Origin of the sequence: Rhizobium sp. Root274 (genome assembly GCF_001429245.1) — a bacterium.
GTDB lineage: Bacteria > Pseudomonadota > Alphaproteobacteria > Rhizobiales > Rhizobiaceae > Allorhizobium.
The window spans coordinates 431,248-447,142 of sequence record NZ_LMJE01000008.1; the positions used below are offsets into that span (position 1 = coordinate 431,248).

Here is a 15,895-nt window from a genome sequence, read left to right on the forward strand (position 1 = left end):
CAGATCACCGACCACGGGATTGCCGCCTCGTTCAATAAAACGCAGGCGGCATTCTTTTGATGGGCACGGGGCAGGGCGCTCCGTTCTTCACCTTCACTGAATATCCAGCAACCGCTCGAGATACCGTCGCTCGATCTCGGGGCTGGAGTTTTGCCCAAGCTTCTCGCGGATCGCCTCCAGAATTTCGCGGGCGCGCTGCACGTCGATCTCGTCAGGCACTTTCACGCGCTCGCCGAAGTCAGGACCATTGGTGGCGCGCGGGCGGCCGAGGGGGTCGCGGTCGTTCTGGTTGCCCCGACCCTGACCCATCTGCTGTCCCTGACCCTGCTGGCCCTGCATCGCCTGCATCATCTGGTTCATCATGTCGCGCGCACCCTGGCGAAGTGCTTCCATGGCGCGGCCCTGGCCCTGCACGGCGCGGTCGCCCTGGCTCTTGCCGAGCGCGTCGCCCGCACCTTCCATTTCCTGCTGGGCCTGGCCAAACCCCTTGCCCGGTTTCATGCCGAGGCCTTTCAGCCCCTCCTGCAATTCGCCGAGCTGCTTGCCGAGCCCCTCCTGCTGTTCACGCAACTGCTTCAACGCCTCGCGCAACTGCTCTGCCGTCATGCCATAGAGATTGGGCTGCGCCCCCTGCTGTCCCTGTTGGCCTTCCTGCCCCTGTTGACCCTGCTGGCCCGGATCCTGCTGCTCTCCTTCGGCACCTTCTTCACCCTGCTGCGGGTCGCCGCGCTGCATGCGGTCGCGCAGTGCCTGGTCGAGGCGGAAGGTCTCGTCCATCAGCTGCTGCTGCTGCTGCATGATCTCGCCCAGCTTGTCGATCTGACGGCGGGCCTCGCTGTTTTCCTGCTGCTGGCCCTGTTGCGGTCGTCCGGCCTGGAGATTGTTCATCATGCGCTGCAGTTCGGAGAGCAGTTGCTGCGCCTGATCGCGATTGCCGGACCGCGCAAGGTTCTCCAACTGGTCGAGCAGGTTGTCGAGGTCTTTCTGGCGCAGCGTGTTCTGCGCGTTCTGCTGCTGCTCCCCGCTCTGGTTTTGCATGCGTTGGGCGAGTTCCGAGATGAAGTCGTTCATCGCGGCGCGCAGCTCGTCCATCAGCTTCTTGATCTCTTGATCAGTCGCCCCGTTCTCCAGCGCATCCGCCAGCGCCTGCTGGGCGTCGCGCAGCCGTTTTTCTGCAGTGGAGAGCTCGCCATCCTCGATGCCGAGCGCGATTTCCCAGAGATAGTCTGCCGTGTCCTTCAGCGATTCTTCGCCTTTGGCCTGAGCCATGCGGGCGCGGGCACTCTCGATCAGCAGGAAGTGACCGAGATTGGGGATGGTCTCGTCGGCGCGGATCACCAATGCTTCATTGAGCGCGATCGCCTGCGGTATCTCCCGGGTGTCGAGCGCAAAGGTCTGACGCTGTTCGGCCACGGCTGCTGCCAGCGGCTCGGCGAAATTGCGCGTGGGCAGCACCATTTCGACCGGTTCGCTGCGGCCCGTCTGCCCGGCACCATCCGTCGCCACCAGCGTGATCTTTACCTTGCTGCCAGCGAGAGGATGTTCGGTGATGTTGCGGCTGGCGACACTCTTCATGTCACGGGCATTGTGGCGCGGCAGATCAAGCTTGTAGTCCGGCAGCGGATAGAGCGGCTTTACGTCCGCCTTTGCCTCGACCGGCACGATCTCGGCATGGGCCTTCTGCAGGCCGTAATCATCCTTGGCCGTGAAGGCGATCTCGAGCGCCCCGTTCAGCGCCCGGCGCGGCTTGCCGTCAAAGGCGATTTCGGGCGCCTTGTCCGGCGTCACGCCGATCGTCCACTGGCGATCTGCCACGCGCAGCTGCCCGGCCTCGGCAAGGTCCAGCTCATGCGTGCGGGCTGCCTGGGGCGTAGTCGTGGTGCCAATCGGGGCAGAGGCAGCCTGAGGAGCTACCGGCGGTGTTGCCGGTGCTGTCACCGCGCCGGTCCCTGCCGCCTTCGGATCGCTCGCTGCAACCTCGACCACCGTGCCATCACTCTGCTTGACGAACAGCACCTTCTCATCCGTCGCGCCGCCGCTGATGCGCACGGTCATCTTGGAATTCTGCGGCACGACGATGCCGGATGTCTGCGTGCCCAGCCCCGACAGGAAAACCGGCGGCTGGCCGGTATAGGCCGGCGGCGTGATCCAGGCATCGATGCGGATCGCCGGCTGCTCCGTCACCGTCACATGGCGCCGGAAAGCATCGGCGATCGTGCCGGCTCCGTTCGAGCCGGAATAGGCAAGTGCCGTCACAAACAGCAGAGCCGGAATGGCGCGCAATGCATAGCGATCGTGGCGCGCGAGATCCGGCTGCGGCAGGCCGGCATCGAGAGCGGCGATCCGCTCGGCCATGCGCCGCTGGTGCTCCTGCCAGAGAGCCCGGGCAAAGGGCGTATCGGCGGCGAGCGCGTCGTCCTGCACCGCGACAGGCTGGTGCGGCAGTCCGTTGCGTTCCTCGAGCAGCCGGTCGGCTTCACGGGCCGTGGGCAAGGACAGGCGGAGAAAGGGCAGGAAGGAGGCAACAAAGGCAAAGATCAGCAGGAAGACCAGGCCGAGGCGCAGGATCTCAGGCAGTTCGCGGAACACGCCGAACCAGGCAAGCGAGACGAAAAGCGCTGCGATGCCGAGGATCGGCAGGAAGAGCGGCAGGATCCGTTCGGCGAGAAGCACACCCCGGGCCAGAACGCGTTTCACCCCGACGCGACGCGCGAGCGCCGGGTCGCGCTGCAACGCACCTTTCCGCTGGCTGGCCGGGCGGGAAAAGATCATCCGTCAGGTCTCCGAGAGCGCCGCCGATATGTTCGGGCTCGTGACACCAGAAGATAGCAGTCTTTGTGGCGAAGACGAGGGCGGGCAGGCGTCAGCGCCGCTTTTTCCCGCCCCATCGCTCAATTGTGAAGGATCAGGCCAGCCAGTCGGGCACGGAATCCAGCGCAATCAGATCCTCGTAGCTCGGGCGCTTGCGAATCACATGGAATTCGTCGCCCTTCACCAGCACCTCTGGAATGAGCCTGCGGGTGTTGTAGGTCCCGGCCTGGACCGCGCCATAGGCGCCGGCCGAACCTACGGCCATCAGGTCGCCCGGCTTCGGCTTCGACATTTCCCGGTCGAGCGCCAGGTAGTCGCCCGTCTCGCAGACGGGCCCGACGACATCCGCCTTGATGCGCGGCGCGCTTGCCGCCTGCAGCACCACCGGCTTCACTTCGTGATAGGCTTCGTAAAGCGTCGGGCGGATCAGGTCGTTCATGGCTGCGTCAACGATGACGAAGGTCTTGTCGCCGCCGTCCTTCACATAGATGACTTCCGTCACCAGAATGCCGGCATTGCCGACAATCAGGCGCCCGGGCTCGGTAACGATGCGGCAGTTCAGGCTCGACAGCTGGTCCTTGACGATCCGGGCATAGGCGTCCGGCTCCGGCGGCGGGTTGTTGTCGTCCTTGTAGGGAATGCCAAGGCCACCACCGACATCGACATGGTCAATCGAATGGCCATCGGCGCGCAGGTTCTCAACCAGCTCGCGCAGGAGGCGGAAAGCATCCTCGAAGGGCTGCAGATCGGTGATCTGGCTGCCGATATGCATGTCGATGCCGGAGACCTGGATGCCCTCCAGGGTCGCAGCGCGGGCATAAACGGCGCGGGCGCGCTCGTAGGAAATGCCGAACTTGTTTTCCTTCTTGCCGGTCGAGATCTTGGCGTGGGTCTTTGCATCGACATCCGGATTGATGCGGAAAGAGACATACGCCTTCTTCCCCGCCTTGATGGCGCGCTGGTTCAAGACTTCCAGTTCCGGCTCGCTCTCGACATTGAAGCAGTAGATGCCGACTTCGAGGCCCAAATCCATCTCGCTCAGCGTCTTGCCGACGCCGGAGAACATGATGCGGTTGGCCGGGATGCCGGCAGCCAGCGCCCGGCGCAGTTCACCTTCCGAGACCACGTCGACGCCTGCGCCCAGCTGCCCGAGCGTCTTCAGCACCGCTTGGTTGGAATTGGCCTTCATCGCATAGCAGACCAGCGCATCGACGCCGTCGAAGGCTTTGGCGAAGACCTTGTAGTGACGCTCCAAGGTGGCAGTCGAATAGCAGTAGAAGGGTGTGCCGACCGCACGTGCGATTTCGGGGATGGACACGTCTTCGGCGTGAAGAACGCCGTCGCGAAAGTCGAAATGGTTCACGGATTGAGCCCTGTCACAGAAGCGGGTCGAGGAGGAAGGGCTTGTCGGCCACAGGCGCTACCTTGCTGTCGCGCTTGTTCTGCTGGTCGACCGGCGTGCTCGGCAGGTCGAGGTCGCCTTTGCGGCCGCAGGCGGACAGAGCCAGCGAAGCGGCCAGCAGCAGAGAGAGCGTGAGCGTCGTGCGTTTCAGCGAATTCACCATGACCCGGTCCATGAAGATATTGTTGTGCTAGCGTGTACAGAAAAAAGGGGCGCTTGTGCACCCCTGATCTCGTGATGTGTCCTGCAAGTGCCGGTGATCGGTTGTCTTGACCGGTTGCCCGGATCAATTGCGCGCCCGCCACCAGGCAATCTGCTTTCTGACTTCCGACGGTGCCGTGCCGCCAAAGCTCTTGCGGCTGGCAACGGAGGCTTCGACAGTCAGAACGTTGAAGACGTCCGCCGTGATCGCGGCATTGATGCTCTGCAAGTCTTCCAGTGAAAGTTCTGCCAGATCGCAGCCCTTCTTCTCGGCCATGGCGACTGCATTGCCCGTCACATGGTGGGCGTCGCGGAAGGGTAGGCCTGCTTCCCGCACCAGCCAGTCGGCCAGATCCGTCGCCGTCGAGTAACCGGAGCCGGCAGCGGCCTTCATCTTGTCGGTACGGATCGTCATGTCGGTCACCATGCCGGTCATGGCGGCAATCGCAAGTTCCAGGCTTTCGGCGGCGTCGAAGACCTGCTCCTTGTCTTCCTGCATGTCCTTGGAATAGGCGAGCGGCAGGCCCTTCATGACGGTCAGAAGCGCGATGAGGGAGCCGTTGATGCGACCGGTCTTGGCGCGCACCAGCTCAGCTGCGTCAGGGTTCTTCTTCTGCGGCATGATCGAGGAGCCGGTGGAGAAGGCATCCGACAGGCGGATGAAGCCGAATTGCGGCGTCGACCAGATGACGATTTCTTCGGCGAGGCGCGACAGATGCACGGCAGCGATCGAAGCGATCGACAGGAATTCGAGCGCGAAGTCGCGGTCGGAGACGGTGTCGATCGAGTTGCGGGTCGGCTCGCGGAAGCCGAGTGCCTGTGCCGTCATGTGGCGATCGATCGGATAGCCGGTGCCGGCCAGCGCAGCCGCCCCGATCGGGCTTTCGTCCAAATGCTCGATCGCATGGCGCACGCGCTGCCGGTCACGGCCGAACATCTCGACATAGGCCATGCAGTGATGACCGAAGGTCACCGGCTGGGCCGTCTGGAGATGGGTGAAACCTGGCATCACGGTGTCGGCATGCTCTTCGGCGCGGTTGAGGAAGGCCGCAATCAGGCCCGACAGAGCAGTTTCCGTCTTCTGCAGCTCTTCCTTCACCCAGAGGCGGAAATCGAGCGCCACCTGATCGTTGCGCGAGCGGGCCGTGTGTAGGCGGCCTGCCGCCGGACCGATCAGCTCGGCAAGGCGTGCCTCGACGTTCATATGGATGTCTTCGAGCTTGCGCGAGAAGGTGAACTGACCGCTTTCAATCTCTGACAGGATCGTGTCCAGCCCGTGAAGGATCTTGTCTTTATCTTCGCTCGAGATGATGCCTTGGTGCGCCAGCATGGTCGCATGCGCCTTTGAGCCGCGGATATCCTGGGCGTAAAGCTTCTTGTCGAAACCGATGGAGGCATTTATCTCCTCCATGATCGCCGAAGGGCCGGAGGCAAAGCGTCCGCCCCACATCTGGTTGGAGGATTTGGTGTCGTTAGAGCCCTCGGCCATGGAATGCCCGTCCTGGAGAATGACATGACAGACAAAAGACGTAGCGGTCTCTTCTCTACCAAGCTGGTTGCGATCGCGGCGGTCGCCGGCATCGTCGCCGGCGCGGCTGCGGTATACGTGAGAGAGACCACGTCTGGCAATGCCGAGACCGCGCAGAATGCAGGGCCCTGCGCGGGTTCGCTCAACAAGGCGCGGGCGCTCGAACCCTTCTTCAAGGGCGATGTCGCGGCCATGGTGCCGATTGATGCCCCGCAGGCCATCGAGGGCCTCACCTTCACCGACGCGTCCGATAAGGCCATGAGCACCGCCGACTTTGCCGGCAAGACCGTTCTCGTCAACCTCTGGGCCACCTGGTGCGTGCCCTGCCGCGAAGAAATGCCGGCGTTGAACGGCCTGCAAAAGGACCTCGGCAGCGACCGCTTCCAGGTGGTCGCGATCAACATCGATACGGGCGACGCCGAAAAACCGAAGGCTTTCCTGGCAGAGACTGGCGTCGACGCGCTCGGCCTCTACCGCGACGCCTCGATGGGGGTGTTCAATACGCTCAAGAAACAAGGCCTCGCCTTCGGCCTGCCGGTCACCCTGCTTGTCGACGGCAAGGGCTGCCTGCTCGGCCACATGAACGGCCCGGCCGCCTGGGACAGCCCGGACGCCAACGCGCTGATAACGGCTGCGACCGGCGCCTGAGCGCACGCCTCTGGACTGAGCCCAAGGTTGCGATATTCTCTCTGTGGTTGTGCGGCATAAGCAGACGCGTTCTACCAGGCGCATCGGAGAGGATTGGCCACTCCGACCAGGGCGATGGCCTCGCGTGCAACTGGAGTGTGAGCTATGTGACCAAAACCATTTAGCGTCACGTTTACGATACGGAAAACCCGCACAGGCTGGCAGGCTTGCGTGCGGGTCATCTTCTTAAAGTAAACCAGAGGGGCGGGCGAAAGCTCGCCTCTCACTCCATCAATATACTCTTCAATGCCCTTTCGGCAAGCTATCCGCGCTTATCGCGTCGGCACCGGCACGTCGCCCCGATAGTCGTAGAAGCCGCGGCCGGACTTGCGACCCAGCCAGCCGGCCTCGACATATTTGACCAGCAGCGGGCAGGGGCGGTATTTCGAATCCGCCAGGCCGTCATGAAGCACTTGCATGATCGACAGACAGGTATCGAGGCCGATGAAATCGGCGAGCTGCAGCGGTCCCATCGGATGGTTGGCGCCGAGTTTCATAGCCGTATCAATCGCCTCGACCGAACCGACGCCTTCATACAGCGTATAGATCGCCTCGTTGATCATCGGCAGCAAGATGCGGTTGACGATGAAGGCGGGGAAGTCTTCGGCCACCGTAATCGTCTTGTCGAGTGAGGAGACGAAGGTTTTCGCCGTCTTGAAGGTCGTCTCGTCGGTCGCGATGCCGCGCACCAGTTCGACGAGCTTCATCACCGGCACCGGGTTCATGAAATGGATGCCCATGAAGCGCTCCGGTCGATCGGTCGCCGAGGCGAGCCGGGTAATGGAGAGCGACGAAGTGTTGGTTGCAATCAGCGCTTCTGGCTTCAATACCGGGCAGAGTGTCGCGAAAATCTTGCGTTTGACGGTTTCGTCCTCGGTCGCCGCCTCGATGACGAGGTCGGCTGCGGCGAGGTCGTTGACGTCGGACGAGCCGGAAATCAAGGCCAGCGCTGCCTTGCGGTCATCATCGGAAATCTTGCCATTGGTGACCTGGCGGGCAAGGTTGCCGTTGATGGTGGCAAGCCCCGCCTCGATCCGCTCCTTGGACAGGTCGTAGATCGTGACCTTGTAGCCGGCAGCGGCGGAGACCTGTGCGATGCCGCAGCCCATCTGGCCGGCACCCACGACACCCACATTGCTGATCCTGTCCGTCATCGCGTGTCTCCTCACCCGTTATCTGTGTCGCTGCCGACAAAAATGCCGGACCCGCTCATCGCGGACCCGGCTGATTGATAGACCGCAAAGGGTTCTTTGACCAGTCCTTTCGCAGCTGCGAGATGGCGCTCAGAGCGCCTTCTCGAGCTCCGGCAGAGCTTCGAAGATGTCTGCGACGAGGCCGTAATCCGCGACCTGGAAGATCGGCGCTTCCTCGTCCTTGTTGATCGCGACGATGACCTTCGAGTCCTTCATGCCGGCGAGGTGCTGGATGGCACCCGAGATGCCGCAGGCGATATAGAGCTGCGGGGCAACGACCTTGCCGGTCTGGCCAACCTGCCAGTCGTTCGGCGCATAGCCGGCGTCGACGGCGGCGCGCGATGCTCCGACGGCGGCACCCAGCTTGTCGGCGACGGGCAGGATCACTTCCTGGAACTTTTCCGAGGAGCCAAGCGCACGACCACCGGAGATGATGATCTTGGCGGAGGCCAGTTCCGGACGATCCGAGGAGGACAGGGCGTCTGAGACATGGCTGGAAACGCCAGGGTTCGCCGCAGCCGAGACGCTTTCGACGGCAGCAGATCCACCGTCACCGGCGGCCGTGAAGGAGGCCGTGCGGACCGTGATGACCTTCTTCGCATCCGTCGACTGGACGGTCTGGATGGCGTTGCCGGCATAGATCGGGCGCTTGAAGGTATCGGCCGACACCACTTCGATGATTTCCGACACCTGCATGACGTCGAGCAGCGCTGCCACACGCGGCATGACATTCTTGCCGACCGAGGTCGCTGGCGCGATGATGGTGTCATAGGAGCCGGCGAGCGAGACGATGAGCGCTGCCAGAGGTTCTGCGAGACTGTTGCCGAGCGACGCGTCGTCGGCGAGCAGAACCTTGGAGACGCCTGCAAGCTTGGCAGCAGCGTCGGCCGCAGCCTTGGCGCCAGCGCCGGCCACCAGCACATGCACATCGCCGCCAATCTTCGCGGCAGCCGTCAAGGTCTTTGCGGTCTGCTCGGAAACGGTCGCGTTGTCGTGTTCTGCGAGAAGAAGAATAGCCATTTTATGTTTCTCCTGTCCGTTCCGCTTACAATACGCCGGCTTCGTTTTTCAGCTTGTCGACCAGTTCGGCCACCGTCTTCACCTTGATGCCCGCCTTGCGGCCACCCGGCTCCTCTGTCTTCAGAACCTTGAGGCGCGGCGCGATATCGACGCCGAAGTCGGCAGGTGCCTTCTTGTCGAGCGGCTTCTTCTTCGCCTTCATGATGTTCGGCAGAGAGGCATAACGCGGCTCGTTCAGGCGCAGGTCCGTGGTCATGACCGCCGGCAGCTTCACATCGATGGTCTGCAAGCCGCCGTCGACTTCGCGGGTCACGGTTGCCTTGTCTGCGCCGAGCTCGAGCTTGGAAGCAAAGGTCGCCTGGCCCCAGCCCATCAGGGCTGCCAGCATCTGGCCGGTCTGGTTCGAATCGTCGTCTATCGCCTGCTTGCCGACGATGACGAGGCCCGGAGCCTCGGCCTCAACCACGCCCTTCAGGAGCTTGGCGACCGCAAGCGGCTCGACCGTTTCGTCCGTCTCAATAAGAATGCCGCGATCGGCGCCCATGGCGAGGGCGGTGCGGATGGTTTCCTCGGCCTTGGCAGGTCCGATCGACACGACGACCACTTCCTCTGCCTTGCCGGCCTCCTTCAGGCGCAGGGCTTCTTCGACGGAGATCTCGTCAAAGGGGTTCATGGACATCTTCACATTGGCGAGTTCGACGCCGGAACCGTCGGGCTTGACGCGGATCTTGACGTTGTAATCCACAACCCGCTTGACTGGGACGAGTATCTTCATGGGTTCCTTCCTTCAAATCTTCCGCCGGAAAATGCGCTCAAATGCGCTCCGCCGTTTGTCGATTGGCGACATCGATACGCATTTTTCGTCCAAACACAACGCTCGACACCGAATGCCAGTCTGTCGCGACAGGAATAATTGACGTTGACGTTCACGTCAATAAGTCTGGCGGCGATCGAAGGTCACCGTCCCCAATGCGTCACCTTGCGCGGTGCTTCTCCCGATGCCGTGCCAGCGCCCGCCTGAGGGGCTCCCTCCGGATCTGTGCCGGTGGTTTCGGCCTCGGTTGTCCCTCCGGGGCGCATGCGTGTCGGAAAGGCGGGTCTCTCGCCCCATGGGCCCGACACCCTGTTGTCGACCGGCCGCGCCACATGCTCCACGGCTCTCGGTGTGACAATGCTGCGGTCGAACAGCGGCACGCCCGGGCGTCGCAAAACGAGTACCAGCAAGGCGCCCGCCAGAATGCCGCCGACATGGGCGCCCCAGGAGACATTGCTGTCGCCGTCGACGACCAGCATGACGAATTGCTGGCCAATCCAGAACAGCAGCGGAATGAAGGCCGGTAGCGGCAGCGGAAAACGCATCAGCACCAGTACCCAGACCCGGACCTTCGGATGCAGCATCACATAGGCGGCCACAACGCCCGACACGGCTCCCGATGCTCCGATCAGTGGCGCTTGGCTCACAGGTGACACCAGCCCATGCACCAGCGCCCCCGCCGCCGCACAGGCGAGATAGAAGAACAGAAACTTGAAGTGCCCCATCGCGTCCTCGACATTGTCGCCGAAGACCCAGAGGAACAGCATGTTCGAGCCGAGATGCAGCCAGCTGCCATGCAGAAAGGCATAAGTGATGTAGGTCGCGCCTTCCGGCACCAGCACCAGCGACGGATCAAGCGTGGCGCCGCCGAGCAGGATCGCGGGAATGAAGCCCAGCCCGTAGACGCCAAGTTCATAGGCCGCATCCGGAACAATGCTTGCCAGCGCATAGGAGATCACATTCGCCGCGATCAGCCCCAGCGTCACATATTGCCGCCGGATGTGCTTCAGTGCGTTTCGGTCATGCAGGGGAATGAACATCGCGCCTCATCGGGTTGGGTCGGGAGAAGCTAGCGCAGGTTGGGGTGCGGGGACAGGGTTGGAACGCGAAGAGGTGACGCAGGTTGCAACAGAATTCACGGTTGGTGCATTTAGCGGAGGTTTCGGGTGTGCTGTCTCTCACCCACAGTCCTTACCTCAACTCGTAATACAAATCTCGCCCATCGGGATTGAACCCCCTCGATCAGAGCGATCTTCCATTGCCGACAGCCATACTTCGAAGCAAATCCCGGCGTCCGTGCCTCGCGATGCTCATAGATCCGCCGCTCGAGATCGGACGTCACACCGATATAGAGGGTGCCGCGCTTGTGGTTGGTGACGATGTAGACAGATCCCGCCATGCGTGCAGTGTGCTTGTGCCGGGATCCTCGGGTCAAGCCCGAGGATGACGGAGTGTGGGGGTAGCGACCGGTATCCTCTCCTACCGTCTTCATCCCACGACGCCTGGGGAGGATACCCTCATCTTCCCAAGAGGTCGTCATCCTCGGGCTTGACCCGAGGATCCAGACACATGCTTTCTCAGGCCAGACAGTCACGCCAGACTGCCCCACTTCCCGAAAGTGGGGATGAACTTTGCCATTTTTCGCAACAGATTCAACAAAACCCCACGAATCTCATCCCCCACCCTTTCCCCGCTCGTACACTTGTCCCCGTCCCGCCCTCGGATACACCTGACGATGCGATGTCAGGCGAGGCGGGGCCGGCGCCGGGGTGGAGCACTGTCGCAGGTGCAAGACCCCGGCCCGCTGCAACGGTCTCCCTCCGGACGTGGGGCTGGAACGAGGGGTTGGCGGTCGGATGCCGCCAAACCTGGATACCCCGATCGGAAGGACGTGCCTCAGAGGCACACAGACAAGGCGCCAATGCTGTCGCGAACATCCAGACAATCCGGCGGGAACCTCCCGGGCCACCGGCCAGGCTCTGGCAGAACACTCTTCGGAGCAGACTGCTGCAGCCGGACCCGCGCCCGGTCAATCCTGGAACGCAAGTTCCAAGGACCGTCGCCGCCTTGCCAGAGGGACGCATGCAGCGGGAAAAAACGCCGAACGAGGCGCCGGAAGGAGCCACATACAAATACTTAGACAGGTTGCTTCTGGCGCCTCGTCCGAGACAAGTTTGACCCACCCGGAGGGAGATGATCCCGACCGGCGGCGACGCTTGGGGTATTTGACAGTATCAATATGTCGGGTTGCCAGGCCCCGCGAGTTTGCCGACACGCTGGCAGATCCTCGGGACAAAGCCCGAGGATGACGATTGCGGAGAGGAAGGGTATCCTCCGCAAGCGTCGCAACACTCTGAAACGCCGGCGGGGGACACTGGGCCCACCCCACATGCCGTCATCCTCGGGCTTTGTCCCGAGGATCTGCCGAGGGTTCGTTCCGCACTTGGGTGATGGTGGACAGCTCAGCATGAGCCCGAGCGGAAGCCGCCGCATCCGCCTCTCCCCCCTTGCGGGGGCGAAAGCGAAATCGAGGAATTAGCCCGATCAGGGCTAAACCTCAAATTCCCAAGAGGGGGGCTCGGTGAGGGAGTGCCAACAAAACGCTGCCCCTCTCTTGGAAAATCTGAAGTTTAGGCGGCTTGCGCTCGCCTAAGCCTTCGATTTTCCGTTCTCCCCCGCAAGGGGGAGATAGGCCCTGCGCAAGGCGCTTAACTCTACCTATTCTTCCCAGGCACCCACAAAATATCCGCCCGGCCACCATCATTCGCATGCCGTGCCGCCACGAACAGGAAATCCGACAACCGGTTGACATATTTCAGCGCCGGCTCACCGACCTCTTCGCCGTCAAAGCGGGAGAGTTCGACCATGATGCGTTCGGCGCGGCGTGCGGTGGTGCGGGCAAGGTGCAGGTAGGCCGCCGCTGGCGTGCCGCCGGGCAGGATGAAGGATTTGAGCGGGTCGAGCTTTGCGTTCAGCTGGTCGATTTCCTTTTCGATCCGGTCGACCTGGGCTTCGATGACGCGGAGCGGCTCGTAGGAGAGAACCTCGCCCGTCTCCGGCGCGGCAAGATCGGCGCCGAGATCGAAGAGGTCGTTCTGGATGCGCAGAAGCATCGCGTCGAGCTCGGGCATCTCCGCCGTATGCAGCCTTGCAATGCCGATCGCCGAATTGGTTTCGTCGATCGTGCCATAGGCGTCGACGCGCAAATCATGCTTCAGGCGGCGCGGGCCGGTGACCAGCGCGGTGGTGCCGTCGTCGCCGGTGCGGGTATAGATTTTGTTGAGCTGGACCATGCTCAGCGTCCCCCGCCGGTCAGCCACAGCGTCAGCATGATCAGCGCAATCGCGATCGCCTGCAGCACGATGCGGGCCTGCATCAGCTTGTTGGAGGTGTTGCCGTCGCCGCCCTTCATCATGTTGAAGAGGCCTCTGATGAGGACGAGGGCGACAAGCCCCATGACGATGATGGCGAGGACATAGGTGAATGTGGACATGAGATCGGAATTGCCTTTGTTCGTCGCCGGTCAGTCCAGCGAGCGCATCAATCTGTAGAAGAGGTCGGCCGGCAGCCAGCGCTTGAGCAGGGCCCCCTGTTTTGCCGGCTTGGTCACGAGATAATGTGGGCGGGCACGCGTGGCGGTCAAGGCGTGGATCAGGACTTTGTAGACGGCGTCCGGCCCCAGTTTGTGGCGGTTCACGGGACCTGTGCCATCAAGTCGCGCCAGCTGGCGACGATAATCCTCGGCATGGACTGAGTTGTCGAGGTCAATCGCCTCTCGGATATGCGAGAGCGCATTGGCGGTGAAGCGGCTTTCGATCGGTCCGGGTTCGATCAGACTCACCTGCACGCCGGAGCCTTCAAGCTCCATTCTGAGCGTCAGCGACAGGCCTTCGAGCGCAAATTTCGAGGCCGTATAGGCGCCGCGCCAGCGATAGGGGACAATGCCGAGGATCGAGGAGCATTGCACGATCCGGCCTTGCCCTTGCATGCGCATTGCCGGGATGACCCGGCGCGTCAGCTCGTGCCAGCCAAAGAGATTGGTTTCGAACTGGGCTCTGAGCGCCTCTGTCGGCAGATCTTCGACGGCCCCCGGCTGGCCATAGGCGCCGTTGTTGAACAGCGCATCCAGTCGTCCGCCGGTGCGCTCGAAAACGGTGGCGACCACGGCTTCGATGCTGTCAGGATCGGTGTAATCCATGAGCAGCGCCTCAATGCCCTTTGCCTCAAGTGCGGCTAGATCCTCTGTCTTTCGCACCGTTGCAAAGACCCGCCAGCCGTCGCGCTTCAGGGCCTCTGCGCAATAGGCCCCGATGCCGGACGAGCAGCCCGTGACGATGATGCTTTTCACCTTCGACCTCGACTTTCCTGTACAAATGGCCCCCGGTTTCCCATATTCGCCCGCAGCTTACAATCGGAGCTGTTGCAATCGCACCTGGCCGTCAGAGGAGACTGGATGCCGACTTTCTTTCGCAGGCTCTACCACGTCACTTTCGATGCGCTCTGGCATTTTTCCCTGGATGACGGCTGGGCGATGGCGAGCCATGTGGCGCTGTCGGCGATCCTGGCGCTGTTTCCCTTCCTGATCTTCGGCACGGCGCTTGCCAGCTTCCTCGGCGCCGACCAGTTTGCCGAGACGGCGGTGCATCTGATCTTCGACACTTGGCCTGAAACGATTGCCAAGCCGTTGTCCGATCAGGTGGTGCAGGTGCTGACCATTCCGCGGGGTGGACTTTTGACGGTGTCGGTGCTGGCGGCCGCCTATTTCGCCTCCAACGGCGTGGAGGCATTGCGCATTTCGCTCAACCGCGCCTACCGCGTGACGGAGACGCGGCCCTGGTACGTGACCCGGCTGGTCAGCTTCGGTTTTGTACTCGGTGCCGTCATCGTGCTCGCCGTGATCAGCCTGCTTTTGGTCGCGGTGCCGGTCGCACTTGCCTTTGCCGAGCGCTATTTTCCGCTGCTCAAGAACTTCCTGCTGACGGTTGCAAACTGGCGCATCTACGGCACGGTCGCCTTTCTGGTGGTGGGCCTGATGGTCTTTCACCTCGGTCTTCCGGACGGTCGGCGACGGGTCATCGATGTGCTTCCGGGCGTGCTTCTGACCCTGGTGCTGTGGCTCGTCGGCGCGCTGGTCTTCGGTTATTACATCGGCACCTTTGCCAATTATGCCGCCACCTATGCCGGTCTCGCCTCGATCATGGTGGTGCTGGTGTTTCTCTACATGGTGAGCGCCATCTTCATCATCGGCGCGGAGTTCAACGCGGCGCTGATGAAATTCCAGGTAGTGCCGGTCAAGGGCCAGCCGGATGTCGGGATCTCAAATCCCGACCATGGCGCGGATATCTGAGGGTGTTTTTCCCTCGGCGCGAAGGCTCGCCAGCGCCGTGTCGCCGGCACTCTTCGACAGCTTGCGGCCGTCGGGTCCCAAGATCAGCCGGTGGTGGTGGTAGACGGGTTGGGGAAGGCCGAGCAGGTCCTGCAACAGGCGGTGCACCGAGGTCGCGTGGAAGAGGTCGAGGCCGCGCACCACGTGGGTGACCCCTTGTGCCGCGTCATCCACGGTGACGGCGAGGTGGTAGCTTGCCGGCGCATCCGAGCGCCAAAGCACCACATCGCCCCAGGCGGCGGGTTCGGCAGCGACTTCGCCCCGCTCGCTATCGCCGGTTTCCTGCCAGGTAAGCGGATGTCCGACGGCCGCAAGCGCCTTTTCCATGTCGAGGCGAAGCGCATGGCGCTCGGTGGTCGCGAACTTATGTGCCTGCTCTTTCGCCGATAGATGGCGTTCGTCGGTCGGATAAAGTGGCGCGCCATCCGGGTCGCGGGGCCATGCGGCACCCCGCGCTTCGACGTCCGCGACCCTCGCCTTCACCTCACCCCGCGTGAGGAAGGCCGGGTAGACGAGACCACGGGCGATCAACTGATCGAGGGCTGCGCGGTAGAGATCAAAATGCTCCGATTGCCGTCGCACCGGGCGTTCATAAACAAGGCCCAGCCAGTCGAGATCGGCGAGAACGCGTTGTTCCAGCTCCGGCGTGCAGCGCGTGAGATCGATGTCCTCGATGCGCAGCAGCAGCCGGCCGCCGGTTTCCGACGCCATCTGCGCATTCAGCAGGGCCGAGAGCGCGTGGCCGAGATGAAGCCGGCCGTTGGGGCTCGGCGCAAAGCGGAAGACGGGGATTTGACGCGGTGCTGCGGCCATGGTTTTCCTTCGCATGACGTGCAGATGAGGAAAAGGGGGG

14 protein-coding genes and 1 pseudogene are annotated in these 15,895 nt (G+C 62.6%); 2 read left to right on the forward strand and 13 right to left on the reverse strand.

Annotated features, from left to right (window positions below):
- Window positions 1-93 precede the first annotated feature (93 nt).
- The 4 genes from ASE36_RS17255 to argH form a co-directional block, all read right to left on the reverse strand.
- On the reverse strand, window positions 94-2,772 hold the full coding sequence (locus ASE36_RS17255) for a TIGR02302 family protein (RefSeq protein WP_062282524.1): 2,679 nt from the start codon (window positions 2,770-2,772) through the stop codon (window positions 94-96).
- 133 nt (window positions 2,773-2,905) lie between these two features.
- Window positions 2,906-4,174, reverse strand: a complete 1,269-nt coding sequence (lysA, locus tag ASE36_RS17260) for a diaminopimelate decarboxylase (protein ID WP_062282527.1) — start codon at window positions 4,172-4,174, stop codon at window positions 2,906-2,908.
- Between the two features lie 13 nt (window positions 4,175-4,187).
- A complete protein-coding gene (lptM, locus tag ASE36_RS17265) occupies window positions 4,188-4,376 on the reverse strand; it encodes an LPS translocon maturation chaperone LptM (protein ID WP_244474784.1) in 189 nt (62 codons plus the stop codon).
- A gap of 123 nt (window positions 4,377-4,499) precedes the next feature.
- Window positions 4,500-5,903, reverse strand: coding sequence for an argininosuccinate lyase (gene argH / locus ASE36_RS17270; RefSeq protein WP_062282534.1), 1,404 nt, complete (start codon window positions 5,901-5,903; stop codon window positions 4,500-4,502).
- Between the two features lie 24 nt (window positions 5,904-5,927).
- On the opposite strand from argH, the gene tlpA reads away from it, so the two are divergent.
- Window positions 5,928-6,590, forward strand: coding sequence for a thiol:disulfide interchange protein TlpA (tlpA, locus tag ASE36_RS17275; protein ID WP_062282537.1), 663 nt, complete (start codon window positions 5,928-5,930; stop codon window positions 6,588-6,590).
- A 311-nt stretch (window positions 6,591-6,901) separates the two neighbouring features.
- Here the strand turns inward: tlpA and ASE36_RS17280 are convergent, their stop codons facing one another.
- The 8 genes and pseudogenes from ASE36_RS17280 to ASE36_RS17315 form a co-directional block, all read right to left on the reverse strand.
- Window positions 6,902-7,783: a 3-hydroxybutyryl-CoA dehydrogenase gene (locus tag ASE36_RS17280; RefSeq protein WP_062282540.1), complete on the reverse strand. Its 882-nt coding sequence runs from the start codon at window positions 7,781-7,783 to the stop codon at window positions 6,902-6,904.
- Between the two features lie 129 nt (window positions 7,784-7,912).
- On the reverse strand, window positions 7,913-8,842 hold the full coding sequence (locus ASE36_RS17285; RefSeq protein ID WP_062282542.1) for an electron transfer flavoprotein subunit alpha/FixB family protein: 930 nt from the start codon (window positions 8,840-8,842) through the stop codon (window positions 7,913-7,915).
- A gap of 25 nt (window positions 8,843-8,867) precedes the next feature.
- Window positions 8,868-9,617, reverse strand: a complete 750-nt coding sequence (locus ASE36_RS17290) for an electron transfer flavoprotein subunit beta/FixA family protein (RefSeq protein WP_062282545.1) — start codon at window positions 9,615-9,617, stop codon at window positions 8,868-8,870.
- Window positions 9,618-9,799: 182 nt separating this feature from the next.
- Entirely contained in the window at window positions 9,800-10,696 is an 897-nt protein-coding gene (locus ASE36_RS17295; protein ID WP_082511175.1) for a rhomboid family intramembrane serine protease, read from the reverse strand.
- Window positions 10,697-10,847: 151 nt separating this feature from the next.
- Window positions 10,848-11,055 (reverse strand): annotated as a pseudogene (locus ASE36_RS17300) (GIY-YIG nuclease family protein).
- Between the two features lie 1,315 nt (window positions 11,056-12,370).
- A complete protein-coding gene (locus ASE36_RS17305) occupies window positions 12,371-12,949 on the reverse strand; it encodes a cob(I)yrinic acid a,c-diamide adenosyltransferase (protein WP_062282547.1) in 579 nt (192 codons plus the stop codon).
- Between the two features lie 2 nt (window positions 12,950-12,951).
- The gene (locus ASE36_RS17310) at window positions 12,952-13,149 is read right to left on the reverse strand and encodes a twin transmembrane helix small protein (protein WP_062282550.1); all 198 of its coding nucleotides are present in this window, start codon (window positions 13,147-13,149) and stop codon (window positions 12,952-12,954) included.
- A 30-nt stretch (window positions 13,150-13,179) separates the two neighbouring features.
- Window positions 13,180-14,004: an SDR family oxidoreductase gene (locus ASE36_RS17315; RefSeq protein ID WP_062282553.1), complete on the reverse strand. Its 825-nt coding sequence runs from the start codon at window positions 14,002-14,004 to the stop codon at window positions 13,180-13,182.
- Between the two features lie 105 nt (window positions 14,005-14,109).
- Between ASE36_RS17315 and ASE36_RS17320 the strand changes: the two genes are divergently transcribed.
- Entirely contained in the window at window positions 14,110-15,003 is an 894-nt protein-coding gene (locus tag ASE36_RS17320; RefSeq protein WP_062282555.1) for a YihY/virulence factor BrkB family protein, read from the forward strand.
- Here ASE36_RS17320 and gluQRS read toward each other — a convergent pair.
- Window positions 14,974-15,855, reverse strand: coding sequence for a tRNA glutamyl-Q(34) synthetase GluQRS (gene gluQRS / locus ASE36_RS17325; RefSeq protein ID WP_062282557.1), 882 nt, complete (start codon window positions 15,853-15,855; stop codon window positions 14,974-14,976). The two genes, ASE36_RS17320 and gluQRS, sit on opposite strands and share 30 nt — an antisense overlap.
- Window positions 15,856-15,895: the final 40 nt, after the last annotated feature.

Coding starts and splice junctions, on each gene's coding strand:
- ASE36_RS17255 (WP_062282524.1), bottom strand. CDS start 2,772: ATGATCTTTTCCCGCCCGGCCAGCCAGCGGAAAGGTGCGTTGCAGCGC.
- lptM (WP_244474784.1), bottom strand. CDS start 4,376: ATGGTGAATTCGCTGAAACGCACGACGCTCACGCTCTCTCTGCTGCTG.
- argH (WP_062282534.1), bottom strand. CDS start 5,903: ATGGCCGAGGGCTCTAACGACACCAAATCCTCCAACCAGATGTGGGGC.
- tlpA (WP_062282537.1), top strand. CDS start 5,928: ATGACAGACAAAAGACGTAGCGGTCTCTTCTCTACCAAGCTGGTTGCG.
- ASE36_RS17280 (WP_062282540.1), bottom strand. CDS start 7,783: ATGACGGACAGGATCAGCAATGTGGGTGTCGTGGGTGCCGGCCAGATG.
- ASE36_RS17285 (WP_062282542.1), bottom strand. CDS start 8,842: ATGGCTATTCTTCTTCTCGCAGAACACGACAACGCGACCGTTTCCGAG.
- ASE36_RS17290 (WP_062282545.1), bottom strand. CDS start 9,617: ATGAAGATACTCGTCCCAGTCAAGCGGGTTGTGGATTACAACGTCAAG.
- ASE36_RS17295 (WP_082511175.1), bottom strand. CDS start 10,696: ATGTTCATTCCCCTGCATGACCGAAACGCACTGAAGCACATCCGGCGG.
- ASE36_RS17305 (WP_062282547.1), bottom strand. CDS start 12,949: ATGGTCCAGCTCAACAAAATCTATACCCGCACCGGCGACGACGGCACC.
- ASE36_RS17310 (WP_062282550.1), bottom strand. CDS start 13,149: ATGTCCACATTCACCTATGTCCTCGCCATCATCGTCATGGGGCTTGTC.
- ASE36_RS17320 (WP_062282555.1), top strand. CDS start 14,110: ATGCCGACTTTCTTTCGCAGGCTCTACCACGTCACTTTCGATGCGCTC.
- gluQRS (WP_062282557.1), bottom strand. CDS start 15,855: ATGGCCGCAGCACCGCGTCAAATCCCCGTCTTCCGCTTTGCGCCGAGC.